The organism is Amycolatopsis tucumanensis (assembly GCF_021654135.1).
Taxonomy (GTDB): domain Bacteria; phylum Actinomycetota; class Actinomycetes; order Mycobacteriales; family Pseudonocardiaceae; genus Amycolatopsis_E; species Amycolatopsis_E tucumanensis.
In genome coordinates, this window is the sequence record NZ_JAKGSD010000065.1 from 1 (window position 1) to 25,406 (window position 25,406).

Genomic DNA, 25,406 nt, shown 5'->3' on the forward strand with positions numbered 1-25,406 from the left:
CGCACAACAACACCATCTGGCACCTCTCCGACGGCCCCGACGGCAACAAGGGCGCGTGGGCTGACCGGATCGAGTACTTGATGGAGCCCAAGCCCCTCGGCGGTCCCGGCAGCGCACCGAAACCCGACCCCGCGCTCTACGCCACCTACGCTGCGGACGGCTCGGCGGGCCCGACCGAGCTCGCCGAGGGCGACGTGGAGACCTTCTACGCGGACGGGCGGTGGAAGAACCAGGTGGTCGGCAACAGCCGGGCCTCCAGCACGGGCGACACGAAGGCGGAGGCCCAGGCCGAGGGCCGGGAACTGGCCCGCAAGCGCGGGGTCACTCACGTGGTGCGCCGCAAGGACGGCGAGATCACGGAGCGCCACGACTACGGCCGCTGAGGCGCGGCTTTGTGCCGCGGGTTTCGAGGTTGCGGACTGGCGCCGGCTACGGGTGCTGCGGCGCGGCTTGGCGGGGGTTGTGCCGTGGTGGGGCGGTGAGGTTGCGGACTGGCGCGGCTGCCGGTGCTGCGGCGTGGTTTGGCGGGGGTTGTGCCGTGGTGGGGTGGCGAGGTTGCGGAGTGGCGCGGCTGCGGGTGCTGTGGCGCGGCTTGGCCCGCTTGTCGTCAGGGCGCTGCTTGGGTAGCGAGATCGCGGAGTGGTGCGGCTGCTGCTGCAGACCGGTGCCGCGACAGCGGGCGGGCACCTGCGTGGTGTCGGGCAACGATTTCTGCCGCGGCTCATAGTGATTCCGCAAACCGTGTAGCCACGGTCGAAGGTAATTCGCGTCAGGACCACTCGGACGAGTGGTGGGAAGAGTGCGTTGCGAGCCTTGAATGGCTAGGTTTCTCGTCTCGTTCGAAGAATCATTTTCCGATGAAGGGGAAACTCAGTGTCGCGCACACTTCGTGCTGGTGTCATCGGTCTCGCGGCTGCCTCGGCGGTTCTGGCCGGGGCGGGCGCCGCCTCCGCGGGCGGGGTCTCCGCTCCGCAGCTCAAGGCCGTCGGCATGACGCTCAACGGCCTCGCGGGCAAGGCCGGCACCCCCGGCGTGCTCGAGCCCGTCACGGGCAAGCAGAGCGCCCTGTCCCCGCTCACCGGCGGCAACCCGCTGCGGCAGCTGACCGGCAAGCTGCCCATCGGCTGACCGGACGGCCGGGCGCGTCACGGGAACGCCGTGGCGCGCCCGGCCGCCTCTGTGCCGCCTGCGGGCTGCCGGGCCGCCGCTTCTGCGCTGCCGCCTGGCCGCCTCTGCGCTCCTGGCTCGCCGCCTCTGCGCTGCCAGGCCGGCCGCCTGGGCGCTACTGAGCCGCCGCTTCTGCGCCGCGGGCCGACCGCCTGAGCGCCGCCCAAGAGGTGCCGGGCCGCCGCTGCTGCATTGCTGGGCCCGCCGCATGAGCGCCGCCACTTCTGTGCCACCGGCCTGCCGCGTCTGTGCCACCGCCTCTGCGCCGCTGCCCGCTGCCGGCCCGCCCCCCAGCGCCGCCGGCCGCCGCGTCTGCGCCGCCGGTCGCCGCGTCTGCGCCGCCGGTCGCCGCGTCTGCGCCGCCCCTCAGCACCGCCGACTCGCTGGCTCGGCGCTGTGGCCGCCCCCTCAGCGCCACCGCCTCCGTGCCACCGGCCCGCCGCCGACCCGCCGACTCGGCGCTGTGGCCGCCGCCTCAGCGCGCCGCTTCCGCGCCGCCGGCCGTTCGCCTGCGCGCTACCTCAGCGGCGCAGCGATTCGAGCAGCTTCCTCGCCACCGCGGCCAGCTTCGTGTTCGTCCGCTGGGACTCCTCGACCAGCCGGGCGAACGCCTCGTCCGCGCTGCACCCGTGTATCGCCATCAGCACGCCCTTCGCCTGGTCGATCTCGGCCCGCGAGGTCAGCGCCGTCTCCAGCTGGGCGATCTTGCGTTGCGTCGCGGCCCAGCGGCGGGCGTTCGTGAACGCCTCGCACGCCGCCGTGGTGAACAGGCGCATCACCTGCTCGTCGTAGTCATCGAAGGCCTGGGCCGTGAAGCTGTACAAGTCCAGCCCGCCCACGACCTCGTCCTCGCCACCCGGCTCGCCCGGCAGCAGCACCGGCACCGACAGGTACGTGTTGATGCCGGCCGCCTTCGCCGAGGCGGTGAACTCCGGCCACTCCTGCTCGTGCTCGCCGACGATCGCGCGCACCGGGTGCCGCTGGGTCGCCGCCTCGACGCACGGGCCGCGGCGCGTCTTGTACTGGCACTCGTCGATCCCGACGATTCCCTCGTCCGTGGCCGCCAGGGTGTACAGGTGACCGTCCTCGGCGATCGCGGTGATCGTCGCGGAGTCGGCGTCGGGCAGCGTCGCCACGGCGCTCTCGGCGATGCCCCGCGCGACCTCCTCCAGCGGCTGGGTGGCCGCCTGACCGCGCAGGTCCTCCAGCGCGGCCGCGACGTAGTCGAGGCGGACCAGCGGATCCGCGCGGCTCTCGGTCATGCGTCGCGAGTACCCGGGGCCGTGGAGCCGTAATCGGGCGCCTTCCGCAGCCAGATGTTCCCGCCCGGGTTGCGCGCCATGTCCGGGACGGCCGCCGTCAGCAGCTCGCGGTGCCGCGCCCACAGGTACTGCTGGAACCAGCGGACCTCGAAGCGCGGGTTGTAGGCCAGGAACGCGCGCAGCAGGTAGACCTCCTGCCAGGCGCGGCCCTCGGTCACCCACTCCAGCGGGTACTCGAACGGGAAGAACACGTCGTGCACGTGGATCCACACCCCGTCGGCGAGGCGGGGCAGCACCTCGAAGAAGAGGTGGTTGACGTCGGAGCCCGCCTTGACCACGTGAGTGGAGTCGATGAACAGCACGTCACCGGCCTCCAGGGCGAGGAACGTCTCCAGCGGCACGTCCTGCACCGGCTGCTCACGGACGGTCACCCGCTGTTCGTCGCCCGGGCGCAGCAGCGACCGCAGCAGCTCCGGGTGGGGTTCGACGAATGTCAGCTCGACCGCGCCGTCCAGCCAGTGCTCGACGGTGTCCAGCGTCATCGCCGACGAGTAGCCGGATCCGATCTCGATCAGCCGCCGCGGGCGCAGGTGACGCAGCATGCCGTGCAGGACCAGCGCGTCCGACCAGGAGTACTCCGGGTTGCCGAAGAAGTAGCGGTACTCCGGCGACCGGTGCTCGGGGAACGGGTGCTCCTTCAGCAGCTCGGTGAGGACGGGCAGCAGCGCGAGCTGGTCGTCCTCGCGCAGGTCGAGGCCGGCGGGATCGGCGGCGGTGTCGAACAGCGCGCCTGTGCGGGCGAGGACCTGCGCGGGGTCCGGCTGCGGCGAGTAGAAGTGCCCCGGCGGCACCCAGGTGCGGTAGGTGGCGGCGAGCTGGTCCCGTTCGGCCTCCGCCGCGGCGCACCGGGCGAGGAGGTCCTCGTGTGTCCGCCGCGAGACCGCGTATCGCCTGGCCAGGCTGCGCAACCGCGTACCGATCAAGGACATCGCCGCAGTTTAGACTTCCGCGGCGCCTACCCTGGTGGGGTGTTCGTGAAGATCTGCGGCCTGCGCACCGAGGCCGACGTCGACTGCGCGGTGACCGCCGGGGCCGACGCCGTCGGGTTCGTCCTGACGCCGAGCCCTCGGCAGGTGACCGTGGAGGAGGCCACCCGCCTGGTGGCCGCCGTGCCCCCGGAGGTCCTCAGCGTGGGGGTGTTCCTGGGGATGCCGGTCGCCGACGTCCGGGGCATCGCCGTCAAGACCGGGCTGGGCGCGGTCCAGCTGCACGGCGACGGCTACACGGCCGGCGACTTCGCCGAGCTCGCCGGCCTGGGGGTGCGGCTGGTGCGTGCCACCTCCACCGCTGGTGAGCGGGTTGAGGTCGGCTCGTTCGGCGAGGAGATGCTCATCCTCGACTCGCCCCGGGCCGGGTCGGGGGAGCAGTGGGGCTGGTCGGCGCTGCGCGGCCAGACCGGGCGGTGGCTGCTGGCGGGCGGGCTGCGGCCGGGCAACGTGGCGGAGGCGATCGAGACCGTGCGGCCGTGGGGCGTCGACGTCTCCAGCGGGGTGGAGTCCACCCGCGGCACGAAGGACCATGGGCTGATCCGGGAATTCCTCGCCGCCGCGCGTCCCTGATCGCGGGTCCCGTTCGTCGGTGTGGTGAGAACAGGACCGGCGAGGAGGACTGCGATGCAGTACATGCTGTTGATCTGCGGGGGCCCGGAGGCCGCCGAGCACGCCGAGGACGGCTGCGGCGGCTGGAGCGAGGAGATGGCCGGGCGGGGCGTTCTGCGTGGCGGGGCCGGGCTGCGGCCGCCGCACGAGGCGACCACGGTGCGGGTGCGGTCGGACGAGGTGTTGCTGTCCGACGGTCCGTTCGCCGAGACGCGTGAGCAGGTCGGCGGGTTCTGCCTCATCGAGTGCGCCGACCTGGACGAGGCGGTCGAGATCGCGTCGAAGCACCCGGCCGCCACTTACGGGTCGATCGAGGTCCGCCCGATCTGGCAGCCATGACCGACGTCCACACCGCCCTCGTCCGCGCGTTCCGCGACGAGTGGGGGCAGGTGGTCGCGACCCTGATCCGGCTCACCGGCGACTGGGACCTCGCCGAGGAGTGCGCGCAGGACGCGTTCACCCAGGCAGTCGGGGCGTGGGCCCGGGACGGCGTGCCGCGCCGGCCCGGGGCCTGGCTCACCACCGCCGCCCGCAACCGCGCTCTCGACCGGCTGCGCCGGGACGCGGTGGGGGCGGCCAAGCTGCGGGAGGTCGCGGCGATGCCCGAACCCGAACCGTTCGAAGACGACAGCGGCGTGCCCGACGACCGGTTGCGCCTGATGTTCACCTGCTGCCACCCCGCGCTGTCCTTGGACGCGCAGGTGGCACTGACCCTGCGCACGCTCGCGGGGCTGACGCCGGCCGAGATCGCACGGGCGCTGCTGGTCGCCGAGCCCGCGTTGCGGAAACGGCTGGTGCGGGCGAAGCAGAAGATCCGGCACGCCGGCATCCCGTACCGGGTGCCGCCGGCGCATCTGCTGCCCGAGCGGACGCCTGCGGTGCTGGCGGTCCTGTACCTGCTGTTCAACGAGGGCTACTCGGCGACGGCGGGTGCGGACCTGCTGCGCCGCGAGCTGTCCGCGGAGGCGATCCGGCTGGCGCGCGTGCTGCACGAGCTGATGCCGGACGAGCCGGAGGCCACCGGGCTGCTCGCGCTCCTGCTGCTGCAGGACTCGCGGCGGGACGCGCGGGTGGACGAGCGCGGGGACCTGGTGCTGCTGACCGACCAGGACCGCGACCGGTGGGACCACGCCCAGATCGCCGAGGGCGTGGCGCTGCTGGAGGGCGCCCTGCGGCGCGGGGCGCCCGGGCCGTACCAGGTGCAGGCGGCGATCGCGGCGTGCCACGGCAAGGCGGCGCGGGCCGAGGACACGGACTGGCCGCAGATCGCCGCGCTGTACGGCGAGCTGGCGGCGATGACCCGGTCGCCGGTGGTGGAGCTGAACCGGGCCGTGGCGGTGGGGATGGCCGAGGGACCGGCGGAGGGGTTGCGACTGCTGTCCGATGTGGACCTGCCGGGGTACCACCTGCTGCCGGCCACGCGAGCCGAGTTCCTCCGTCGTCTGGGCCGGCGTGGCGAGGCGGCGGCGGAGTACCGGGAGGCGCTGCGGCTGGTCACGACGGATGCGGAGCGCCGCTTCCTGACGCGGCGCCTGGCGGAGGTGGGGTAGTAGGAGGAGCGGCTGGTGGCTGCAGGCACCCCTCACGAGTGGAGGTGCGGCTCGGTTTGGGTGGCGGTGGCCTTGCGCAGGTGGCGGCTCGTGCTGCTCGAGGAGACGGCCGGTGCGGTGCTGGGTGGAGGTGGGGTAGCTGGATGCTGCCGTGCGATTGGGCAGTGGTGGCGTGGCGGCGGGCGGCTGTGCCCGGTGGTGGGCGGAGGTGCGGCGTGGCTGCGCGCCGTGGCCCCCAGGGGTGTGCGGCCCGGGGAGTGCGAGGCGGCCGGTGCGCCCCCGGAAGGTACCGGCCGCCCCGGGGTCAGCTGCTGACCCGCACCCGCCGCGTGGGGGACGGTGCGCCGCCCGCCGCGGCGGTGTACAGCCACGCGAACAGGATCCACATGCCGCCGAACACCAGGCCCACCACCACGTACGCCACGGTCCACAGCACCAGCGGCGTGTCCGTCTTGCGTTCGCGCTGCAGGAACTCGATCTCCGACATGAAGGGGCGCGGCCCTGACGTCGCGGAGATCTCCCCGGCGTTCGCGGCCGGGTCGGCGGGCGCGTAGATCGGCGCCAGCGCCATCACCCGCGAGCCGTAGTGCACGCGGATTCCGGTCTTCCACTGCCCGAACACCGGCAGCGGCTGCGTCGTGCGGTACGTGCCCTCCGCCGTCCGCTCCAGCGGCGCGCTGTAGAAGTCCCCGCCCTGCCACGAGAAACCGTTGAGCCACACCGGATCCGACACCAGGTCCGCCCGGTTGATCGTCACCGTCGCGGTCACCCACCTCGGCTGCCCGCCGCCGTGCGGGTTCGAGATCGGCAGGCTCTCCGCGGTGTCGGTGAGCTGGATGTTCGCCACCAGGCCCGCGGGCGGATCGGCGGGCGGGATCACCGCCGCCGACAAGCCGACCGCCAGCAGCGCGCCGACGAGCCCGCCCAGGTGCCGCGTCCGGAACCGCACCGCGGGCTCGCCCGACGGTGCCGGGTCCGACGGGCGCCGCGCGGCCACCGCCTCGACCCGCTGGTACTGCCACACCCCGATCAGCGCGCCGGCCACCGACGCCGCCGCGCCCCACAGCACGAAGGTGTCCATGTGGGACAGTGGCCACGGGTCCGGCATCAGCCACTGCGAGAACGCCCACTCGCCGAACATCCCGAACACCCCGCTGGCCAGCCCGGCCACCACGGCGAACGCGTACCCCTGCCGCCCGCGCAGCAGGACGGCCACCACCTCGATCACCACGGCCTCGGCGGCGTACGGCAGCAGCAGTGCCACGTGCAGGTCGTTGACCAGCGGCAGCACCGCGAACACCGCCCTGGTCACCAGCACCACGGCCACCACGAGCAGCGCCCCGCCCGGCCCGCCGGCCAGGCGCCCGTAGACCAGCGTCCAGCTGCCGATCAGCCCGACCAGCACCACCTGGGCGAGCATCGGGAACTGCGGCACCCCGAGGTCGAACTCCATCAGGAACGCCGACGCGCCCATCAGCCAGGCGCCCGCGAGCAGCGGCCCGAGCAGGCGCACCACCGGCCCGGTCGCGCCGACCTGCCGCGCCTCGCCGAGCAGCAGCTGCAGGCCGATCACCACGCCGACCCCGCCGCCGATCATCAGCACGTGCGTCGGCCCCCACTCGGTGACGTCCTGGCCGAACAGCCGGTGCCACACGTCGTCCAGCGGGAACCCGGCGATGCCGACCAGGCCGGTCGCCATCATCTGGATGCTGCCCATCGGCGCGCGCCAGTGCGGCCCGATCGGGAACGTGCGCACCGGCAGCTTCCCCTTCGCCAGCGCGGCGCTGAGCACCCCGCTGGCGAAGATGCCCATCAGTCCGAAGTAGATCGGGTAGTGCGACGGGTTGGCCAGCGGCCCCTCGTCGCGGCCGAGTTCCATGTGGATCGGCACGTCCCAGTACACGCCGATCAACGCGGCCATCCCGGACAGGAACGCGACGAACATCGGCAGGGCCGCCCACCGGGGAAGCCCGCTCAGCCCGGCCGACCAGTCCGCCAGCCTGCCGACCAGCGTGGTGCGCCCGGCGCGCTCCCGGATGACGAACACGGCGAGCGGCAGGAAGATCACGAAGAACATCAGGCCCGCGATGACGATCTGGCCGAGCGCGGCCCCGCCCGCTGGCGGGCTGGACTCCTGGGCGACGAGCACGGTGGACCTTCCTCGATGAAGCCGGGCATGCGTGCTACCCGAAGTAACTGTTACCGTTGGTCACATACTTTACGGGCTCCCGGACGCAACGGGCAAGCCGGGCGGAGGAAGGACGGGGAATGCGCAGGTTCGTCGTGGCGGTGCTGGCGGCGTTGCTGGTGACCACCGGGTGCGGGAGCACGGCGCCGCAGCAGCAGCCGGGCGCGGCGCCGGAGGTCGCGGTGTTCACCGTGACCGGCGGCAAGCGGACGGCCGGGCCGGACCGGGTCGAGGTCGCGGCGGGCCGGACCGTGACCATCCAGGTCACCACCGACGCCCCCGACGAGCTGCACGTGCACGGCTACGACCGCAAGGCGGACGTGGTGGCCGGGCAGCCCGCCTCCGTCACGTTCACCGCGGACATCCCCGGGGTGTTCGAGGTCGAGCTGCACCACAGCGGGGCCGCGCTCACCGAGCTCCGGGTCACGGCGTGATCCTCGCCCACGGTCTCGGCGGGCGCTCCGACCTGCCGGTCCCGCTGTGGCTCGCGCTTTACGCCGGCGCGGCCGCGGTGCTGGTGTCGTTCTTCGCGCTCACCGCGCTGTGGAAGCGGCCGAAGCTGCGTGGCGCGGAAGCCGGGCGCGCGTGGCCGCGGGCGCTCGAGCGGATCGCCGACGCTCGCGCCACGCGGATCGCGCTGCGCCTGCTCGGGCTGGCGCTGTTCGCGGTGTTCCTGGTGTTCGCCTGGACCGGCGCGGACGACTCGGCGAAGAATCCGGCGGGCGCCTGGTTCTACGTGTGGTTCTGGGTCGGGCTCGTGCCGCTTTCCGTGCTGTGCGGACCGGTCTGGCGGCTGGTCAATCCACTGCGGACACTCACCGCGATCTTCCCCGGCCGTCTGCCCTTGCCGCGCTGGGGGTTCGTCCCGGCCATCGCGGGCCTGGTCGCCTTCCTGTGGCTGGAACTGGTGTACCCGCACTCCGATTCCCCGCGGGCGATCGCGGTGTTCGTCACCGCCTACGCGGTGGTGCACGTCGTCGCGGGTGCGGTGTTCGGGCCGCGCTGGTTCGACCGCGGCGACGGGTTCGAGGTCTACTCGGTGCTGATCGCCGCGCTGTCGCCGTGGGGCCGCCGCGCGGACGGCCGCCTGGTGCTGCGCAACCCGCTGGACGGCCTGCGCCCGCTCGAACGCGAGCGCGGCCTGACCCCGTTCGTGCTGGTCGTGCTGGGCTCCACGGCGTTCGACGGGCTGACCCGGCTGCCGGTCTGGGGCGATCTGACCCGCGACGGCGACCGCGTCCTCCTCGGCACCGCCGGGCTCGCGGCGTCGATCGGGCTCACCGCGCTGGCCTACGCCGGCGCGATCCGCCTGACCCGGCCGTACCTGCGGCGCTCGGTCACCGGCCCCTACGACGCCTTCGCGCCGTCGCTGGTGCCGATCATGGCCGGGTACACCGTCGCGCACTACTTCTCGTTCGCCGTGTTCGAGGGGCAGCGCGGGTTCGGCGGCGGCGTGGACTACACGGTGGTCTCCCCGGCGGCGATCGCGTTCACCCAGATCGCCGGGATCGTGGCCGGGCACGTCCTCGCGGTCGCCTCGGCGCACGACCGCGCGCTCGGCGTGCTGCGGGACGGTTATGCGAAGGTGGGGCAGTACCCCATGCTCGCCGTGATGGTCTGCTACACCGCGGTCGGCATCGCACTGGTCTCGGGAGCGTGAATGCGTGAGCGGATGATCCTGGCCCACCAGGGTGGGTGGGACGAGACCCTGATCATCGTCGGGCCCATCGCGATCATCGTGGTGCTCATCGTGGTCGCCCGCCGCCAGGCCCCTCCACCGGAGGAGCCCGACGAGGACGACGCGCCGTCAGCGGAGCAGACGGGCGATGAGGCCGGTGACGACGAGCCAGAAGACCGCCGCCAGACCGTAGTTGACCAGCACGTTGAGCTGCCCGTTCGCGATGGGGAAGAGCCCGGGGAAGAACAGCGCCAGCGGCTGGGCGATCGAATCGATGAAACGGTAGAAGGCGTTCGCCGTGTTGGCGCCCGCCAGGACCAGGACGATGTAGATCGCCTCGACGAGCGCGAACAGCGCCCCGATCCCGGTGACCACTCGCACGGCGGTGCCGCGTCCACGGTAGATTCCCGTTCTGGCCATGCGAAGGAGTAGCCCCCTCCGTGAATTTCAAACCCGATCGGGTGATGCGGGTCAGCGCCTCTCGTTCGGAATGAAGATCCACAGACCCAGGTAGATCAGGAACTGCGGGCCGGGGAGCAGGCAGGACAGCACGAACAGCAGGCGCATCGTGCGGGGTTTCCAGCCGAGGCGGTGGGCCAGGCCGGCGCACACCCCGGCGATCACCCGGTTGTCGCGAGACCTCGTCAGTCGCATCGTTGTCGTCGTCATGCCACCACGATGCCCGTGCCCGCGGCCGCGCGCATCGGTGGAAACCCCCGAATCATCCCGGGGGTCAGCCCCAGTGCGCCGTCCGGGCGAAGTCCGCGAAGTCGCGGGGCGGACGGCCCAGCACTTGCTGCACGCCGTCGGTCACGGATTCGTTGCGGCCGTCCAGCACCTCGGCCAGCAGCTCGCTCAACGGCCCCGCGAACTCCGGCTCCACACCGGCCGCGACGAGGCCGGCCGCGAACTCCGCGGCGCTCACCGGCACGTACCGCACCGCACGGCCGAGCGCCGCCGAGATCTCCGCGGCGGCCTCGGCGAACGTGAGCAGCCGCGGCCCGGTGATTTCGTGCACCAGCCCCGCGTGCCCGTCCTCGGTGAGCGCCTTCGTCGCCACGTCCGCGATGTCGTCGGCGTCGATGAACGGCTCCGACACCTCGCCAGCCGGGAACGCGAACTCGCCGGCCACCACCGACTCGGCGAGGAAGTCCTCGCTGAAGTTCTGCGCGAAGAAGCTCGCCCGCACGACCGTCCACTCCGGACCCGCATCCTGGATCGCCTCCTCGCTGCGCCGCGCGCCGTCCTCGCCGCGGCCGGTCAGCAGCACCAGCCGCCGCACGCCCTGCTCGCCGGCCTGGCGGGCCAGCGCACCGATCTTCGGCGCCGCGTCGGGGAAACCGGCGTCCGGCGCGTAGGTCACGTACGCCGTCGTGACGTCCTTCAGCGCCGGTTCCCACGTGCCCCGCTCGTCCCAGTCGAAGCCGGTGGACCGCGCCGCGATCCGCACCTGCTCGCCGCGCGCCCGCAACCGGTCCGCGACCCGTCGTCCCGTCTTGCCCGTTCCGCCGATCACCAGGAAATTCGTCATGCCCCAAGGAAACCGGCCGGCAGACGGGCGGACCATGCTGAGCGCGCTCGTCCGCATGCGCGTTCGTCTACGCTGGGCCCGTGGACGAGCTGGCAGGCCTCCTGGACGGGCCCCGCGCCCGCGGCGCTTTCCTCCTCCGCGCCCAGCTGGCGCCGCCGTGGTCGATGCGGATCCAGGACGAGGCGCCGCTGACGCTCGTCGCCGTCCTGCGCGGCAGCGCGTGGGTGTGCTTCGACGACGGCTCCACGCGCAAGCTCACCGCCGGTGACGTGGCGGTGCTGCGCGGCCCCGACCCCTACACCTTCTGCGACCACCCGGACACCACGCCACAGGTCGTCGTCGGCCCCGAGCAGGTCTGCACCACCCCGGCCGGGCAGGAGGTCGTGATGACCGGCCTCGGCCTGCGCACCTGGGGCAACGACCCGCACGGCCCGACCACACTGCTCGTCGGCACCTACCAGCTCCGCGGCGAGGTCAGCCGCCGCCTGCTCGGCGCGCTGCCCGTCCTGGTCGTCGTGGCCGTGCCGGACTCACCGGTGATGACCCTGCTCGGCGCCGAGATCTCGCGTGACGAGCCGGGCCAGGAGGCCGTCCTCGACCGGTTGCTCGACCTGCTGCTCATCGACGTGCTGCGGAGTGGTTCGCCGGCCCCGAATCCGGCCCGTGGTACCGCGCCTACGCCGATCCGGTCGTTGGCCGGGCGCTGCGCCTGCTGCAGCACCGCCCGGAACACCCGTGGACGGTCGCCACGCTCGCCGCCGCGACCGGCGTGTCCCGCGCCGCGCTGGCCCGCCGGTTCACCGAACTGGTCGGCGAGCCGCCGATGGCCTACCTCACCGGCTGGCGGCTCGCGCTCGCCGCGGACCTGCTGCGGGACCCGGACACCACCCTCGCTGCCGTCGCCCGCCGCGTCGGCTACTCCAGCCCGTTCGCGCTCAGCGCCGCGTTCAAACGAGCTCACGGGGTGAGCCCGCAGCGGCACCGGCAGGGAGCGGCTGCTCGTCCGGGGTGACGCCCTCCCCGGCAGGCTCCGGCGGCGCCTGCGCCATCAGCACGGCGCAGACCGGCACCGCCAGCGCGATCGCGGCCAGCACGAACACCGGGAACAGGAACGAGAACACCTCGGCGCCGGACGGGTCGGGCGCGCTGACGTCGAGGCGCACCCGGACCGCCGCCATGCCGGTGTAGTGCATGCCGGTGACCGCCGCGCCCATGACGAGACCGGCGAGCAGCCGCCACTGCAGCTTGTCCAGCGCGGCGGTGAACCACAGCGCCGCCGTCGCCGCGACCACCGCGATCACGATCGACAGCGCGACCAGGCCGCCCTGGTAGCCGATGGTGCCCTTGATCTGCACCGCCCACATGCCGGTGTAGTGCATGAGGTTCACCGCGAGCCCGGTGATCAGCCCGGCCGCGAGCAGCCGCCACCACCGGAACCGCTCGCGCACCCCGAACACCAGCAGCCCGGCGAACACCGACACGACGGCGAGCACCGCGGACAGGATCGTGCGCGGGATGTCGTAGCGCACCGGCATCCCGGGCGTGGCGAACCCGAGCATCGCGACGAAGTGCATGACCCAGATGCCGACACCGCCGATCGACACGGCGGCCAGCACCAGCCACGCGATGCGCGCCCGCGGGCTGACCGCGGTGCGGGCCTGCAGCGTGCAGGCCAGGCCGAGCGCGCAGCCCGCCACCGACGTCAAATACGCCAGCACCATCACCCAGGCGCCCATTTCGAAGTGGTGGACGTGATCCATCGCCAAGCTCCTCGTCTACCGGCGGCGCAGCCGGGCCCGCATCTGCGCCATCGCGTGCTCGCTGGTGGTGATCAGGGTCTGCTTCGTCGAGTCGGCGGACCGGGCGTCGCAGGTGATGACCGGGACATCGGGCGCGACGGAAAGCGCTTCCCGCACCGCGTCGACCGAGTGCCGCCGCGCGCCGGGGAACTGGTTGAGCGCCACCACGAACGGCAGGCGGCGGGTCTCGAAGAAGTCGATCGCGGGGAAGCAGTCCGCCAGGCGCCGCGTGTCCACCAGCACCACCGCGCCGATCGCGCCGCGCACCAGGTCGTCCCACATGAACCAGAACCGGTGCTGGCCCGGCGTGCCGAACAGGTACAGCACCAGGTCGTGCGCGAGCGTGATGCGGCCGAAGTCCATGGCCACCGTCGTCGCCGCCTTGCCGGGGATCGCGCCGACCTCGTCGACGCCGACCGACGCCTCGGTCATCGCCGCTTCCGTCCGCAGCGGGATGATCTCCGAGATCGACCCGACGAACGTCGTCTTGCCGACACCGAACCCGCCGGCCACCACGATCTTGGCCGAGGTGATGCGGTTCAGCGTCTCAGAGCGTGCGTAGTCCACTCAGGACCCTTTCCAGGAGGTCGTGGCGTTCGTCCCAGGTGGCGTTGTCGCCGAGGGTGTCCCGCACGGTCACCAGCCCGGCGCCGAGCAGGTCGCTCACGATCACCTTCGCCACACCGAGCGGGATGTTCAGGTGCGCCGCGATCTCGGCGACCGAGCGGGGCCGCAGGCACAGCTGCGTCACCACCGACGGCGCGCTCGCGCGGTTGTAGGGCAGGGTCTGGCCTTCGGTCGTGGTGTGGACCAGCGCTTCGATGGCCAGCTCGACCGCGGGCTGCGTGCGGCCCTCGGTCCAGGCGTACGGGCGAGCCAGGGACGGCGAGCGGGAGTTCGGCCTGCGGTCCCCGAAGCTGTCGGGCTCACTCACGGCCTTGCCCGGTACGCGACTTGGCGCGCCGGCGTCTCGACCATGCGGCCGACGCGGTCGACCAGGAGCGTCATCTCGTACCCGACCAGCCCGATGTCGCAACCCGGGCTCGCGAGCACGACGAGGTTCGACCCGTCCCCGACGCTCATCAGCAGCAGGAACCCGTCCTCCATCTCGATCACCGACTGCACGACGCGGCCCGCGGTGAACAGCTCCGCCGTGCCGACGGCGAGGCTCGCGAGCCCGGACGCGATCGCCGAGAGCTGGTCCGCCCGGTCCTTGGGCAGGCTCTCGTTCGCCGCCACCAGCAGGCCGTCCGCGGACACCAGCGCGGCGTGCGCGACCCCGGCCACCTCCTGGGTGAACGCCGACACGAGCCAGCCCGGGCCGTGCTCTTCGGTCATCGTGGTTCCGCCTTCCCCTGTGGTGCCTGCCCGTTCCCGTTCCCCGTGCGGGCGCGAGCGGCGCGCATTCCGTTGTAGTGCCTGGCCAGGTTGTTCCGGACCGCGTTCGGGTCGCGGAAACCGGCCGGATCGGGTGCCGCGGCCTGCCGCGGCATGGCCGCGCCCGGCGCGAGCTGCGCACCGGGGCGGCGCGTCGGCAGCCCGGCGCTGGTGACCTGAGCCGCGACCGGCTGCTCGGTCGCGATCTCCGCGGCGCGCCAGCTCTCGTCGGCCGGGCTGCTGAAGTCCGGCCCCGGCTGCTCGGCGAACCACCCGGACACCACTCCGTCGAAGATCGGGGTGCGCACGGGCGTGGCGGCGGGGCGGGCCTGCGCGGGCACCGGCTCGCGGCGCACGGGCGCCGGGTCGGGCGCGGCGAGGCCGTCGGCGAGGACCAGTGCGCCCGGGACGTGCACGCTGGCCGTGATGCCGCCGTGGTTCGCGCCCGGGTGCGTCGGCCGCAGGCGCACCGTGACCCCGAGCGGGGCGGCCAGCCGCCCCACCACGAACAGGCCCATCCGCCGGGTGGTCTCCGGGCTGACCGTGTCGCCGGAGGCCAGCCGCTGGTTGGCCGAGGCCAGGTCGTCCGGCTGCATGCCCAGTCCGCTGTCGACCACCTCGACGAGCAGCCCGCCGTCGGCGCCGCGGTCGGCGGTGAGCAGCACCTTGTGCTCGGGCGGGGAGAACCGGATCGCGTTCTCCAGCAGCTCGGCGAGGATGTGCACGACGTCGCTGGCGGCGTGCGAGCGCAGCGCGCCGTTGGGGGCGTTGACGATGGTGACCCGCCGGTAGTCCTTCACCTCGGACGTCGCGGCGCGCAGCAGCTCGGCGGTGGAGACCGGGCCGTGGTCCCGCCGCGCCGGGCTGCCGCCCGCGAGGACCTGGAGGTTTTCGCCGTTGCGGCGCAGCCGCGTCGCCATGTGGTCGAGGCGGAACAGCTCCTCCAGGCGCTGCGGGTTGCGCTCGTCGGCTTCCAGGTCCTCGATGAGGGTGAGCTGCTGCTCGACCAGCGACTGGTTGCGGCGGGCCAGCGTCATGAACATCTCGCTGACCTGGCGGCGCAGCTCGGCCTGGTCGGCGGCCAGGCGCACGGCCTGCCGGTGCATGTCGCCGAAGGCCTGCGCCAGCTGCCCGATCTCCTCGTCGCCGTCCACCGGGACCGGCTCGATCGACTCCCAGGACACCGATTCGCCTGCCCGGACCTTCTCGATCGTCTCCGGCAGCTCGCGGCGCGCGGCGGTCAGCGCGGCCGCGTGCAGGCGGCGCACCGGCGTCACCAGCGAGCGTGCGACGAGCAACGCGATGGCCAGCGCCCCCAGCAGCGCGCCCAGCACGAGCGCGGTGTCACGCAGGGCGCTGGAGCGGGCCTCGTTGGTGCGCTCGCCGACGGTGGCCGCCAGGTCGCGCACCTGTCCCGCCAGCAGGTCGGACAGCGCCGCCGATTCGGTCGACAGCGCGGTGAGCAGGCCGGGCAGCCTGCTCCCGTCGCCGGTCGTGAGCGCGTCCAGCAGGACGGCCTGGCGGTTGCTGTTGCTGCCCGTGATGGACCGGAACCGCCCGATCACCTCCTGCGGCAGGCCGCGCTCGACCTGGCTCGCCAGCACGCCCTCCTCGGCGGCCGCGCGGGCGGCGGCGGCCAGCAGCGTGTCGTTGACCGGGCCGGTGACCGACGCGCGGATCAGCGCCTCCTCGACCGCGCGGGTGGTGCGCAGCTGCATCAGCGCGCCCGCGGTCGCCGCCGTGGTGTCCATCGCGGAGCTGCCCGCGGCGGCGATGGACTCCGGCAGGATCCGGCTCAGGTCCACCGCGACGTCGTGGTAGCCGGCGGTCATCGCCACCGTGGCCGAACCCGTCGCGGCGCCTGCCATCCGCAGCCCGGCCAGCCGCCCGACCGCGGTGTCCAGCGTCCGCGCGGTGTCCGCGGGCAGCTCCGCGAACTCGGCCTGCTTCTGCACGGCGGCGGTCTTCGCGTCGACGGTGGAGATCTGCCTGCCCAGCTCGCTGCTGCCGGGCGAGGCGACGGCCAGCACCATCTCGTCCTCGACGAGCGCGGTGAGGTCCAGGGTCGACTGCAGCGCGGGCAGCTGGTCACGCACCGCGCTGAGCTTGCTCGCCTCGGCGAGCTCGGCCCGCACCCGCGCCCCGGCCAGCGCCAGCGCGACCACGACCGGCAGCAGCAACACGACCGAGATCTTCGTGCGCAGGCTCCAGCCGCGCGGATGCCATGCCCCAGGGCCGGAGCCCGCAGTATCCATTTCTCCCAGCCCGCCCGATTCGTGTCCATGCCCCGTTCCGCGCGGGATCGCGGCGAAAGCGGAACGCGGTGATTGGCTTCCCCAGGTGATCGGTGTCAGGAGAAAACCGCAGCCGGGCGACCTTGTCAACCCTGCGCGTCACACCTGGTGAACGATGTTCGGCCAAATGTCGCAATGGCCCCTCTGTGGTGGTCCGCGGGCTGTTCCCGAACGGTCACCGAGAGTTCTCCGGTTAATGGCGGGTGAATGGTCAATGGGGCACCGTGGGTAAAACGACCGGCATTGCCGGGTGAAAACCGAATTGCGGTATTGGTCGGTGAGACATTTTCCGGCGGCGCCGAATCCACATGCGATCGCCGGTTCCGCACCGTCTAGGCTGCACCGGTGACGACGAAACCGGTGGCCACCCGACCGTGACGCGCCTGCTCCTGCTCCTCGCCGTCGTCCTGGCCGCCTGCGCGGCGCCCGCGCCCGCCCCGCCGGACGTCGTGTCCCTCGCCGCCGGACAGGTCCGCGGCACAGTGACCGACGGACACCGGCTGTTCCAAGGCATCCCGTACGCCACCGCGGCGCGCTGGCAGCCGCCCGCGCCCGGTCCGGTGTGGACGGGCGTGCGGGACGCCACCGCGCCCGGCGCGCGCTGCCCCCAGCCGGGTGAGGCGGGCAGCGAGGACTGCCTGTTCCTGAACGTGACCACCCCCGCGGGTGAGCCCGGCCGGCTGCCGGTGCTGGTCTGGATCCACGGCGGCGCGTTCGTCGGTGGCAACGGCGACTCCTACGACGCGCGGGACCTGGCCGCGCGCGGGCTGGTGGTCGTCACCGTCAACTACCGGCTCGGCGCGCTCGGCTGGCTCGCGCACCCGGCGCTCGCGCACGACGGCGGCACCGGCAACTTCGGCCTGCTCGACCAGCAGGCGGCGCTGCGGTGGGTGCGGGACAACATCGCCGCGTTCGGCGGCGACCCGGCGCGGGTCACCCTCGCCGGCGAGTCCGCGGGGGCGATGTCGGTGTGCGATCACCTGGTCTCGCCGGGCTCGGCCGGGCTCTTCCGCGCCGCGATCGTCCAAAGCGGACCGTGCCAGGCGCATTCCCCGGCCGCGGTGGCGGAAGCGGCGAGCGTCGAGTACGCGGCGAAGCTCGGCTGCAGTGATCCGGCCAGCGCCGCCGCGTGCCTGCGTGCCCTGCCGCCGTCCCGGCTGCTCACCCCGCCGCGCTACTACGACCTCGCCGGTGTCCCGGTCGCGGGCCCGGTGACCGGCGGCGGTGCGCTGCCCGTCAACCCGGTCGACGCGATGCGCGACGGCGACGCGGCCAGGGTGCCGGTGCTCGTCGGCGTGACGCGGGACGAGTTCACCCTGTTCCTGGCGCAGCAGTACGCGGCGACCGGGAAGACGGTCACCGCCGACGGCTACCCGGCCGCGCTGACGCGGGTGTTCGGGGCGGACGCCGCGGCCGTGGCCGCCGAGTACCCGCTCACCGCCCACGGCGGCTCGGCTCCGCGTGCGCTGGCGGCGGCGCTCACCGACGCCGCGTTCGCGTGCCCGGCGCGGGACATGGCGGGAGCGCTGTCCCGCACCGGCCCGGTCTACGCCTACGAGTTCGGTGACTCGCGGGCCCCGGTCCCGGACACCCTGTCGCGCACGCCGTTCCCGCTCGGCGCCGCGCACAGCCTGGAGCTGTCCTACCTGTTCGGCGGCGGCGCGTCGTTCGACGACGGGCAGCGGCGGTTGTCGGCGCGGATGGTCGCCGACTGGGCGTCGTTCGTGCGCACCGGCGCGCCCGGCCCGGACTGGCCGCGCTACGACCCGGCGCACGAGCAGGTGCGCACGCTAGCCCCGGACGGCCCTCACACGACCGGGGACTTCGCCGCGGCGCACCACTGCGGGTTCTGGCGGGACCGCTAGGTTCGCCGTCATGCGGTTCGGGGTTTTCGTCCTCGCCGGGCGGTTTCCGGGACAGGACGACGGGGAGGCGCTCGCGCGGTCGCTGGACGTGGTCGAGCGGGCGGAGGCGGCCGGGTTCGACGACGCGTGGATCGCCGAGCACCACTTCATGTCCTACGGGGTGTGCCCGTCGGCGGTGACGTTCGCCGCGCACGCGCTGGGCCGGACGCGGCGGATCACGGTGGGGACGGCGGTGAGCGTGCTGTCGAGCGCCCACCCCGTCGCGCTGGCCGAGCAGGCCGCGATGCTGGACCGGGTGTCCGGCGGGCGGTTCCGGCTCGGGGTCGGGCGCGGCGGGCCGTGGGTGGACCTCGAAGTCTTCGGCACCGGGCTGGACCGGTACGAGCGGGGGTTCGCCGAGGGCCTGGATCTGCTGGTGCAAGCGCTTTCCTCGGCTGCGGTGGGCGCCGCTGGCGAGTTCTTCGCGTTCCGCGAGGTGCCGGTGGTGCCGCGGCCGGTGTCGCTGCCGCCGGTGACCGTGGCGTGCACGTCGCGGGAGACGGTGGAGCTGGCGGCCGCGCGCGGGCTGCCGATGCTGCTGGGGATGCACATCGGCGACGAGGAGAAGGCCGCGATGGTGGCGCACTACGGGAAGGCGGCGGCCGCGGCCGGACAGGACCCGTCGGCGCCGCACGTCTCGGCGGTGCTGGCGCAGGTGAGCGACTCCCGCGCGGCCGCCGAGGCCGAGCTGCGCGCGTCGATGCCGGACTGGCTGCGGGAGGGGCTGGCCGGGTACGTGCCCGTGGACGGCCGACCGTACCGCCCGCGTGACGCGGCGGAGTACACGGAGCTGCTGTGCCGGCTGCACCCGGTCGGCAGTCCCCGCGCGTGCGCCGACCGGCTGGCCGCGGCGGCGGAGCGGACGGGCATCGCGCACACGATCCTGTTCGTCGAGGGCGCCGGCGCGCGGGAGCGAGTGCTGACCAACGTGACGCGACTCGGCGCGGAGGTCCTGCCGCTGCTCCGCTGAGCCCGCCGGCAACCGTACCGCGGCCGCAGAAGGCCCGTACCGGCCTTGATCCCGGCCGCGCGCGCCCGACGACGTCGTGCGTCGAGTACGACGGCGACGTGGTGTACGTCAAGGATGGATCGGCCGACGGGTACTCGTCGTTCGGCAAGGTCTCGTCCACCTCCGGCACCGCCTACCGGTTCTGCCGCAACCAGCACGGCGCGGGTACCTGTTCGGCTTCACCAACGTGTGAACGCACGGCGGGCGCGTCCCCTCGGGGGAGAGGACGCGCCCGTTTCCGTCAGCGGGTCAGGACTCCTTGGGGGACAGGGTGACGTCGATCGTGTTGCCGGGGCCGGTCGCCAGCGGGCTGATCAGCCCGGTCAGCGGACCGCAGTTCTCCAGCGGCGCGATCGCGTAGGTGCCGCTGAGGTCACCGCCCGCCAGCGGGTCGAACCCGGGGCCGGAGGTGAGGTTGATCTCCGACGGCTCCGAGCTCTGGCACTTCGGCGACTTGCTGATCGGGAAGCCGAAGACCTTCACGCTGGGCAGCTTGATGGTGGTGTGGCTGGTGGAGTTCAGCACACCGCCCGCCAGCGTCCCGGTCGTCTTGCCCTCCTGTTCGAAGGCCACCTTCGCGGTGATCGGGATGAAGTGGAACAGCGTGGCCTTCAGCTTCGACGGCTCCAGCGACAGGTCGGCCGTGAAGTTCCCGGTCGCCAGGTCGAGGTTCGCGTCGATACCGCCGGACAGCGGCACCGTGGCGTTGAGCTTCTTGACCACCGAATCGCCTTCGAGCGCGTAGCTGTAGTCGATCCCGGTCGGCGGGTTGCTGGTGGTGGTCGTCGGCTCGGTCGTGCTGGGCTCGGTGGTCGTGGGCTCGGTCGTGGTCGGTTCGGTGGTCGTGGGCTCTGTCGTTGTGGGCTCGGTGGTGGTGGGTTCCGTGGTGGTCGGTTCCGTCGTCGTCGGCTCGGTGGTGGTCGGCTCGGTCGTCGTGCCGCCGTTGATCGTGATGGTGGCGAGCGTGTTGTTCTGGCCGGCCACCTGCGTGCACTGCGAGTCGAAGACGCCCAGCCCGGTGTCGGTGCCGTCGGCGCGCTTCGGGTGCAGGGTCAGCAGGATGTCGCCGACGGTGATCGTCGCCTGCCCGGCCTGGGTGAAGGTCAGGGACGGCGCGTCACCGGTGGCCACCGTGTCGAACGAGCCCGACGCGGGCACCGGGGTCACCGGGATCGTCGCCGGCACGGTCACCGGGATGGTGGCCTCCGGCGCCGTCACGGTCGAGCTCGCCTGTGCGGAGCCCTCGACCGTGGCCGCCCCGACGAGGGTCAGGCCCTGCGTCGCGGTCGGCGGGACGGTCGCGACGGCGGTGACCGTGAAGGCCGGGGTCGGCTCACCCACGTTCACGGTCGTCGGGATGTCCGCGCTGATCACGATCTGCAGGGTCTGGGTACCGATCAGCGGGAACGGGCAGCTGTAGTTCAGGGTCAGCGAGACCGGATCGGCCGCACTGGTCCCGGCTCCGGCCAGCACGGCCGTGAGCGCCGCGCCGGTCGCGACGGTCGCCGACGCGGCCGCCGCGACCATCCTTCTCATTCTGGTTCTAGTTCGCACACCTATCCTCCGGTGTATCGGCAGTGATACGAAAACCACGCGACAGCAAGGAAAACGGCCGCCGTGGTCATCGGAATTGGTTGCTACCGATGGGTAAACTAGTTTCACGGCGTCGGCATTGGCAATATGTGCGCGAACAAAGTCGTTGCGGGCCAAGGAAGTTGTCACCGGCCGATGTGACGGCGCCGGTCCGACCCGCACGGCGCGGACAATGTTCGGCAGCCGCCGGCGGAAGCGCTCACGGAGATGACAAAAAGCGGCTGTCCGGCCCGCGCGGGAGTGCCAAGGACGTGTGGCCGGCCTTGACCGGGAGGGGGGCCAGGCTTACTTTCCGCGGATGCCCGACTGCGTCACGTTCGACCTGTTCTCCGACCAGCCGCGGGCGGCGCTGTGGCCGCTGATCGGCTCGCCGGAACTGTACCCCCGCTTCTTCCGGGGCGTCGGGTCGGTCGAGCGGACGGGCACCACCGGACGCCACCCGCGCTACCGGATCCGGCTGACGCTGAGCGGGCGGCCGGTCGAGCACGACATGCGGGTGCTGCTGAGCCGCCGCGAGGAACAGCTGGTGCTGGAGACGGTGCCGGACACCGGCGGCTGCCTGTCGGTGCGCCTGTTCGAAGATCCCCGGGGCACCCGGCTCAAGGTCATCTACTTCCGCCCGGGCGTGCCCAGCCCCGGCCGCGCGCCCGCGCCGGCCGACGTGCGGTCCTGGGCGCAGGACGGTCTCGAACGGATCGACCGCCACCTCCGGGGAACCGCGGACCCGTGGCCGCCGGACCGCGCCCCGTCGACCCGGCAGGTCGCCAACACGCTGATCGCGGCGGGAATCCTGGCGCCGGCCCGGCCGGACCGCCTGATCCGGCAGCTGCGTGCGCTGGTCCAGTGGGGCGCCACCCTCGCCGGCGGCTACACCGCGGCCGCCGCCCGCTCACCCCGCGGTGTCGCGGTGATCGACGAGGACGGCGCCCGCACCACGTTCGCCGCGCTCAGCGCCGAAGCGAACCGGCTCGCCGCCGCGCTGCAAGCGGTCGGCGTCGGCCCGCACGGCACCGTGGCGATCATGGCACGCAACCACAGCGCGATGGTGAAGACGTTGCTGGCGTGCGGACGGCTCGGCGCGAGCACCGTGCTGCTCAACACCGGCCTCGCCCGGCCGCAGGTCGCCCACGCGGTGGACCGGCACGACGTGCGCGTGCTGGTGGCCGACGGCGAGTTCGCGCCGCTGGTCGCCGGGCTGCCGCTCACCGCGGTCCTGCTCACCGGAGCCGACGACGGCCCGCCGGGGCAGCCGACGCTGACCGAGGTCATCGCCGACACCCCGGACGCCGAGTTCGCCCCGCCGGAGCGGCCGGCGCCGATCGTCGTCCTCACCTCGGGCACCACCGGCACGCCGAAGGGCGCGCGGCGCCCCACGCCGAAGGGCCTCGGCGCCGCGGTGGCGCTGCTGTCGCGGATCCCGTTGCGGGCGGGGGAGCGGATCCTGATGGCCGCGCCGCTGTTCCACAGCTGGGGCCTGTCCGCGCTGCAGGTCGGCATGCCGCTGCGCGCGACGCTGGTGATGCAGCGCCGGTTCGACCCGGAGGCGTGCCTGCGGGCGATCCAGGAGCACCGGTGCACCGCGATGTTCGCCGTTCCGGTGATGCTGCAGCGCATCATGGCGCTGCCCGAGGAGGTGCGAGCGCGGTACGACACCAGCAGCCTGCGGATCGTGGCCAGCAGCGGGTCGGCACTGCCCGCCTCGCTCGTCACCGCGTTCCAGGACGCCTTCGGCGACGTGCTCTACAACTTCTACGGCTCGACCGAGGTGTCCGCGGCCTCCGTCGCGACGCCGGCCGACCTGCGTGCCGCCCCCGCCACCGCGGGGTACCCGCCGCTCGGCACGCGACTGGCGGTGCTCGGCCCGGCGGGCGAACCGGTGCCGCCCGGCACGGTCGGCGCCATCTTCGTGGGCAACGACCTGCTCTTCGACGGCTACACCGACGGCACCAGCCGGACCACCCGCCGTGAGCTGATGGACACCGGTGACCGCGGCTACCTCGACGCCGACGGCCGGTTGTTCGTCGCGGGCCGGGACGACGACATGATCGTCTCCGGCGGGGAGAACGTGTTCCCGCGGCCGGTGGAGGAGGCACTCACCGAGCTGCCCGGTGTGGCCGACGCGGCCGTGGTCGGCGTGCCCGACGACGAGTTCGGGCAGCGGCTGGTCGCGTTCGTGACCGTGCGGCCGGGCGCCCGGCTCGACGAGGACATCGTGCGCGCGTACCTGCGCCGCCGGGTGGCGCGGTTCGCGATCCCGCGGGAGGTCGTGTTCGTCGACGAGCTGCCGCGCACCCCGACCGGCAAGGTGCTCAAACGGCTGCTGCTGGAGGAGGAGTGGGCGCCGGCCGCCGGGAACACCCACTTCCGGTAGGCCCACCAGCGGAACACCGCGCCCAGCAAGGTGCCGACGACCATGCCGCTGACGAAGTCGGCGGCCTCCTGGGTCACGAGCGGCACCTCCGGCACCCGCAGGTCCAGCGCGTACCGGGAAACCAGCGGTGGCACCAGGTTCAGCCCGACCGCGAGCGCGTTCACGAGGAAGAACAACGCGGCCTCGGCGGATTTGTTGCGGCCGCCGCGCGTGTCGAACGACCATTCCCGGGACAGGACATAGGAAACGGCGGTGGCCACGACCGTCGCGATCGCGAGCGCGGTCACCGGTTTGCCCGTCAGCACGGTCAGTTTCAGCGCGTAGTTGAGCGCGGCGGTCAGGACGAAGGTTGCGGCGCCGACGGTGGCGAACCGGAACAGCTGCCGCCGTCGCATCGCCACCTCCTCGTCGCGGGATGGCGAAACGCTAGTGCACCAACCGGTTTCCGCCCACCCCGAACCGGATTCTGTCGCCGGGGGGTGACAGGCCGCGGAGCGGTATTTCGTAGCCCGGTGACAAGAAAAGCGGCCGGCGCGGAAGATCGAACGGGAAGCGTTGTGGCGCTGGTTGACCCGCCGGTAACGTCCTCGCGGTCCGCTACCGGAGGGTTCGATGACGCAAACCCGGTCACGTCGCGCCGCTGTCGCCGCGCTGGGACTGGCTCTCGTGGCCGCCGCGCTGGCGCCCGCCACGACGGCCGTCGCCACCGCGGCGACCCGCGGCGGCACGAGCACGTGCCAGGCCGGCGGGCCGGTCGAAGTGCCGGTGTCCTTCAGCGCCACGTTCGCCGAAACCGTCGCGCAGGGCGCGAACGTGCCGGTGTCCGACGCCGCCGTGACGCTCGTCGTGCCCGCGGCGGCCGTTGACGCGCTGCGCGACTCGGGCGGCACCTCGGTGGACGCGTCCGCCGCGGTGGAGCTGAGCGTCGCCCAGCAGGCGGGCACCCAGGAACTGACCGTCACCGGACTGTCCACATCGGAGATCCCGCTCCCTGCCGACGGCGAGCTGCGGATCACGCTGCCGGGCCGGGTTCCGCCGATCGCGGCCGGCGCCGGTCCGGTGACGGTCTCCCTCACCTCGCTGGCTCCTCGGCTGGTCGTGCGTGGCGAGACGTTGAACGCCGACCTGGCTTGCACCGCTGATCCGGCGGCCAATGGGGAGTTGGCGCGGGTGGCGGTGACGGCCGCGGAGGTGCCGGTGGTGCCCGAGGTCGCGGCGGCGGTGGCGGAAGCGCCGTTGCTGACGGCGAAGTTCCTCGTCGACGGCACCTCGCACATCGCGAAGATGGGCTCGGACCTGGTGCTGGAGCAGGGCACGTTCGACGCGGGCCTGTTCACCGGCGACGTGCCGAACACGATTCGCATCGAGGGCGACCTGAACCTGCCGAAGTCGAGCAGCTACTTCGTGGCGTTCCGGTTCATGCCGGTGACCAGCGACGTCGAGCTGCCGCAGGAAGGCAAGGCGACGGGCACCGCGGATATCAGCGGCGGCCTGTTCACGCCGACGATCGACATGACGATCCGCGTGAACCTGGTGGTGAGCAACGTGAAGCAGGACGGCGTGCCGATCGCGGTGGGGCCGGGCTGCCGCACGGTGGCGCCGCTGGTGATCCCGATGAAGGGGCAGACGTCGCTGCTGCCCGGCAGCAAGTCGACGATGGAGTCCACTTTCGACATCCCCGCGTTCTCGGGCTGCGGCGTGAGCGAGGACCTGGACCCGCTCCTGACGGGCCTGATCTCCGGCCCGGGCAACAAGATGACCACGACGCTGACCGCGCAGGGGGTGGGCTGAGATGACCGCCCGCCCGAGCCCGGCCCCTGTGGGAGCGTCCGCCCCGGCGACTCCTGGCCCCCGCCGCACGGTGGCTAGCGCAGGGCCGGGTGGCGCGGATACGGGGCGTGCGTTGCGCAAGTGGTGGTCTCTCGCGACCGCCCGCCCGAGCCCGGCCCCTGTGGGAGCGTCCGCCCCGGCGACTCCCGGCGCGGCCCGCAGCGGCCGGCGCACCGCCGACTGGCGCGAACACCG

23 protein-coding genes and 2 pseudogenes are annotated in these 25,406 nt (G+C 73.1%); 12 read left to right on the forward strand and 13 right to left on the reverse strand.

All coding sequences use genetic code 11. From position 1 onward, the window contains the following. Positions 1-383: DUF2188 domain-containing protein (locus L2C96_RS38360; protein WP_237339612.1), on the forward strand; the 383-nt coding region annotated here is incomplete at its 5' end. Positions 384-873: 490 nt separating this feature from the next. Continuing rightward, positions 874-1,128, forward strand: a complete 255-nt coding sequence (locus L2C96_RS38365; protein ID WP_020422927.1) for a hypothetical protein — start codon at positions 874-876, stop codon at positions 1,126-1,128. A 560-nt stretch (positions 1,129-1,688) separates the two neighbouring features. On the opposite strand, the gene L2C96_RS38370 is transcribed toward L2C96_RS38365, so the two are convergent. Both L2C96_RS38370 and L2C96_RS38375 read right to left on the reverse strand, forming a co-directional pair. Further along, positions 1,689-2,429 (reverse strand): ANTAR domain-containing response regulator, encoded by a 741-nt coding sequence (locus L2C96_RS38370; RefSeq protein ID WP_237339613.1) that lies wholly within the window; start codon positions 2,427-2,429, stop codon positions 1,689-1,691. Beyond that, positions 2,426-3,418: a class I SAM-dependent methyltransferase gene (locus L2C96_RS38375; RefSeq protein ID WP_237339614.1), complete on the reverse strand. Its 993-nt coding sequence runs from the start codon at positions 3,416-3,418 to the stop codon at positions 2,426-2,428. The genes L2C96_RS38370 and L2C96_RS38375 overlap by 4 nt, the downstream gene beginning before the upstream one ends. Before the next feature lie 39 nt (positions 3,419-3,457). Between L2C96_RS38375 and L2C96_RS38380 the strand changes: the two genes are divergently transcribed. Genes L2C96_RS38380 through L2C96_RS38390 form a run of 3 tightly spaced genes read left to right on the forward strand, consistent with a single transcriptional unit; the run spans position 3,458 to position 5,637 of the window. After that, the gene (locus L2C96_RS38380; protein WP_237339615.1) at positions 3,458-4,048 is read left to right on the forward strand and encodes a phosphoribosylanthranilate isomerase; all 591 of its coding nucleotides are present in this window, start codon (positions 3,458-3,460) and stop codon (positions 4,046-4,048) included. Positions 4,049-4,102: 54 nt separating this feature from the next. Further along, positions 4,103-4,426 carry a YciI family protein gene (locus tag L2C96_RS38385; RefSeq protein WP_237339616.1) on the forward strand — a complete coding sequence of 108 codons (324 nt, stop codon included), beginning with the start codon at positions 4,103-4,105 and terminating at the stop codon, positions 4,424-4,426. Beyond that, positions 4,423-5,637: an RNA polymerase sigma factor gene (locus L2C96_RS38390; protein WP_237339617.1), complete on the forward strand. Its 1,215-nt coding sequence runs from the start codon at positions 4,423-4,425 to the stop codon at positions 5,635-5,637. The genes L2C96_RS38385 and L2C96_RS38390 overlap by 4 nt, the downstream gene beginning before the upstream one ends. Positions 5,638-5,941: 304 nt before the next feature. Here the strand turns inward: L2C96_RS38390 and L2C96_RS38395 are convergent, their stop codons facing one another. After that, the gene (locus tag L2C96_RS38395; RefSeq protein ID WP_237339618.1) at positions 5,942-7,786 is read right to left on the reverse strand and encodes a hypothetical protein; all 1,845 of its coding nucleotides are present in this window, start codon (positions 7,784-7,786) and stop codon (positions 5,942-5,944) included. Positions 7,787-7,905: 119 nt separating this feature from the next. Between L2C96_RS38395 and L2C96_RS38400 the strand changes: the two genes are divergently transcribed. Beyond that, positions 7,906-8,259, forward strand: a complete 354-nt coding sequence (locus L2C96_RS38400; RefSeq protein WP_237339619.1) for a cupredoxin domain-containing protein — start codon at positions 7,906-7,908, stop codon at positions 8,257-8,259. Next, positions 8,256-9,485, forward strand: a complete 1,230-nt coding sequence (locus tag L2C96_RS38405; protein ID WP_237339620.1) for a hypothetical protein — start codon at positions 8,256-8,258, stop codon at positions 9,483-9,485. Before L2C96_RS38400 ends, L2C96_RS38405 begins: the two co-directional genes overlap by 4 nt. A 147-nt stretch (positions 9,486-9,632) precedes the next feature. On the opposite strand, the gene L2C96_RS38410 is transcribed toward L2C96_RS38405, so the two are convergent. From L2C96_RS38410 to L2C96_RS38420, 3 genes are all read right to left on the reverse strand, one after another. Beyond that, entirely contained in the window at positions 9,633-9,923 is a 291-nt protein-coding gene (locus tag L2C96_RS38410) for a hypothetical protein (RefSeq protein WP_193354413.1), read from the reverse strand. A gap of 51 nt (positions 9,924-9,974) precedes the next feature. Next, complete coding sequence (locus L2C96_RS38415; RefSeq protein WP_027936553.1) at positions 9,975-10,172, reverse strand: PspC domain-containing protein; 198 nt, start codon at positions 10,170-10,172, stop codon at positions 9,975-9,977. Positions 10,173-10,236: 64 nt separating this feature from the next. Beyond that, complete coding sequence (locus tag L2C96_RS38420) at positions 10,237-11,034, reverse strand: Rossmann-fold NAD(P)-binding domain-containing protein (RefSeq protein ID WP_237339621.1); 798 nt, start codon at positions 11,032-11,034, stop codon at positions 10,237-10,239. Positions 11,035-11,114: 80 nt separating this feature from the next. Between L2C96_RS38420 and L2C96_RS38425 the strand changes: the two are divergent. After that, a pseudogene (locus L2C96_RS38425) lies at positions 11,115-12,046 on the forward strand (AraC family transcriptional regulator). Here the strand turns inward: L2C96_RS38425 and L2C96_RS38430 are convergent. Genes L2C96_RS38430 through L2C96_RS38450 form a run of 5 tightly spaced genes read right to left on the reverse strand, consistent with a single transcriptional unit; the run spans position 11,982 to position 16,393 of the window. Next, a complete protein-coding gene (locus L2C96_RS38430) occupies positions 11,982-12,794 on the reverse strand; it encodes an MHYT domain-containing protein (protein WP_020422584.1) in 813 nt (270 codons plus the stop codon). The pseudogene L2C96_RS38425 and the gene L2C96_RS38430 overlap by 65 nt on opposite strands. Positions 12,795-12,809: 15 nt before the next feature. Beyond that, complete coding sequence (locus tag L2C96_RS38435) at positions 12,810-13,400, reverse strand: GTP-binding protein (protein ID WP_020422583.1); 591 nt, start codon at positions 13,398-13,400, stop codon at positions 12,810-12,812. Then, positions 13,381-13,767 carry a DUF742 domain-containing protein gene (locus L2C96_RS38440; RefSeq protein ID WP_237339622.1) on the reverse strand — a complete coding sequence of 129 codons (387 nt, stop codon included), beginning with the start codon at positions 13,765-13,767 and terminating at the stop codon, positions 13,381-13,383. Before L2C96_RS38440 ends, L2C96_RS38435 begins: the two co-directional genes overlap by 20 nt. Beyond that, complete coding sequence (locus tag L2C96_RS38445; RefSeq protein WP_017983289.1) at positions 13,764-14,171, reverse strand: roadblock/LC7 domain-containing protein; 408 nt, start codon at positions 14,169-14,171, stop codon at positions 13,764-13,766. The genes L2C96_RS38440 and L2C96_RS38445 overlap by 4 nt, the downstream gene beginning before the upstream one ends. Beyond that, positions 14,168-16,393: an ATP-binding protein gene (locus L2C96_RS38450; RefSeq protein ID WP_237339623.1), complete on the reverse strand. Its 2,226-nt coding sequence runs from the start codon at positions 16,391-16,393 to the stop codon at positions 14,168-14,170. The genes L2C96_RS38445 and L2C96_RS38450 overlap by 4 nt, the downstream gene beginning before the upstream one ends. A gap of 485 nt (positions 16,394-16,878) precedes the next feature. Between L2C96_RS38450 and L2C96_RS38455 the strand changes: the two genes are divergently transcribed. Both L2C96_RS38455 and L2C96_RS38460 read left to right on the forward strand, forming a co-directional pair. Continuing rightward, positions 16,879-18,369, forward strand: coding sequence for a carboxylesterase/lipase family protein (locus tag L2C96_RS38455; RefSeq protein ID WP_237339624.1), 1,491 nt, complete (start codon positions 16,879-16,881; stop codon positions 18,367-18,369). A gap of 10 nt (positions 18,370-18,379) precedes the next feature. Then, on the forward strand, positions 18,380-19,378 hold the full coding sequence (locus L2C96_RS38460) for an LLM class flavin-dependent oxidoreductase (RefSeq protein WP_237339625.1): 999 nt from the start codon (positions 18,380-18,382) through the stop codon (positions 19,376-19,378). 288 nt (positions 19,379-19,666) lie between these two features. Here L2C96_RS38460 and L2C96_RS38465 read toward each other — a convergent pair whose 3' ends face one another. After that, complete coding sequence (locus L2C96_RS38465) at positions 19,667-20,944, reverse strand: DUF6801 domain-containing protein (protein ID WP_237339626.1); 1,278 nt, start codon at positions 20,942-20,944, stop codon at positions 19,667-19,669. A 364-nt stretch (positions 20,945-21,308) separates the two neighbouring features. On the opposite strand from L2C96_RS38465, the gene L2C96_RS38470 reads away from it, so the two are divergent. After that, positions 21,309-23,381, forward strand: coding sequence for an AMP-binding protein (locus L2C96_RS38470; protein WP_237339627.1), 2,073 nt, complete (start codon positions 21,309-21,311; stop codon positions 23,379-23,381). Positions 23,382-23,422: 41 nt separating this feature from the next. Here the strand turns inward: L2C96_RS38470 and L2C96_RS38475 are convergent. Then, positions 23,423-23,776 (reverse strand): annotated as a pseudogene (locus L2C96_RS38475) (GtrA family protein); the annotation flags it as partial. 217 nt (positions 23,777-23,993) lie between these two features. Between L2C96_RS38475 and L2C96_RS38480 the strand changes: the two are divergent. Then, positions 23,994-25,172: a DUF6801 domain-containing protein gene (locus tag L2C96_RS38480; protein ID WP_237339628.1), complete on the forward strand. Its 1,179-nt coding sequence runs from the start codon at positions 23,994-23,996 to the stop codon at positions 25,170-25,172. The last annotated feature ends 234 nt before the right edge of the window (positions 25,173-25,406 follow it).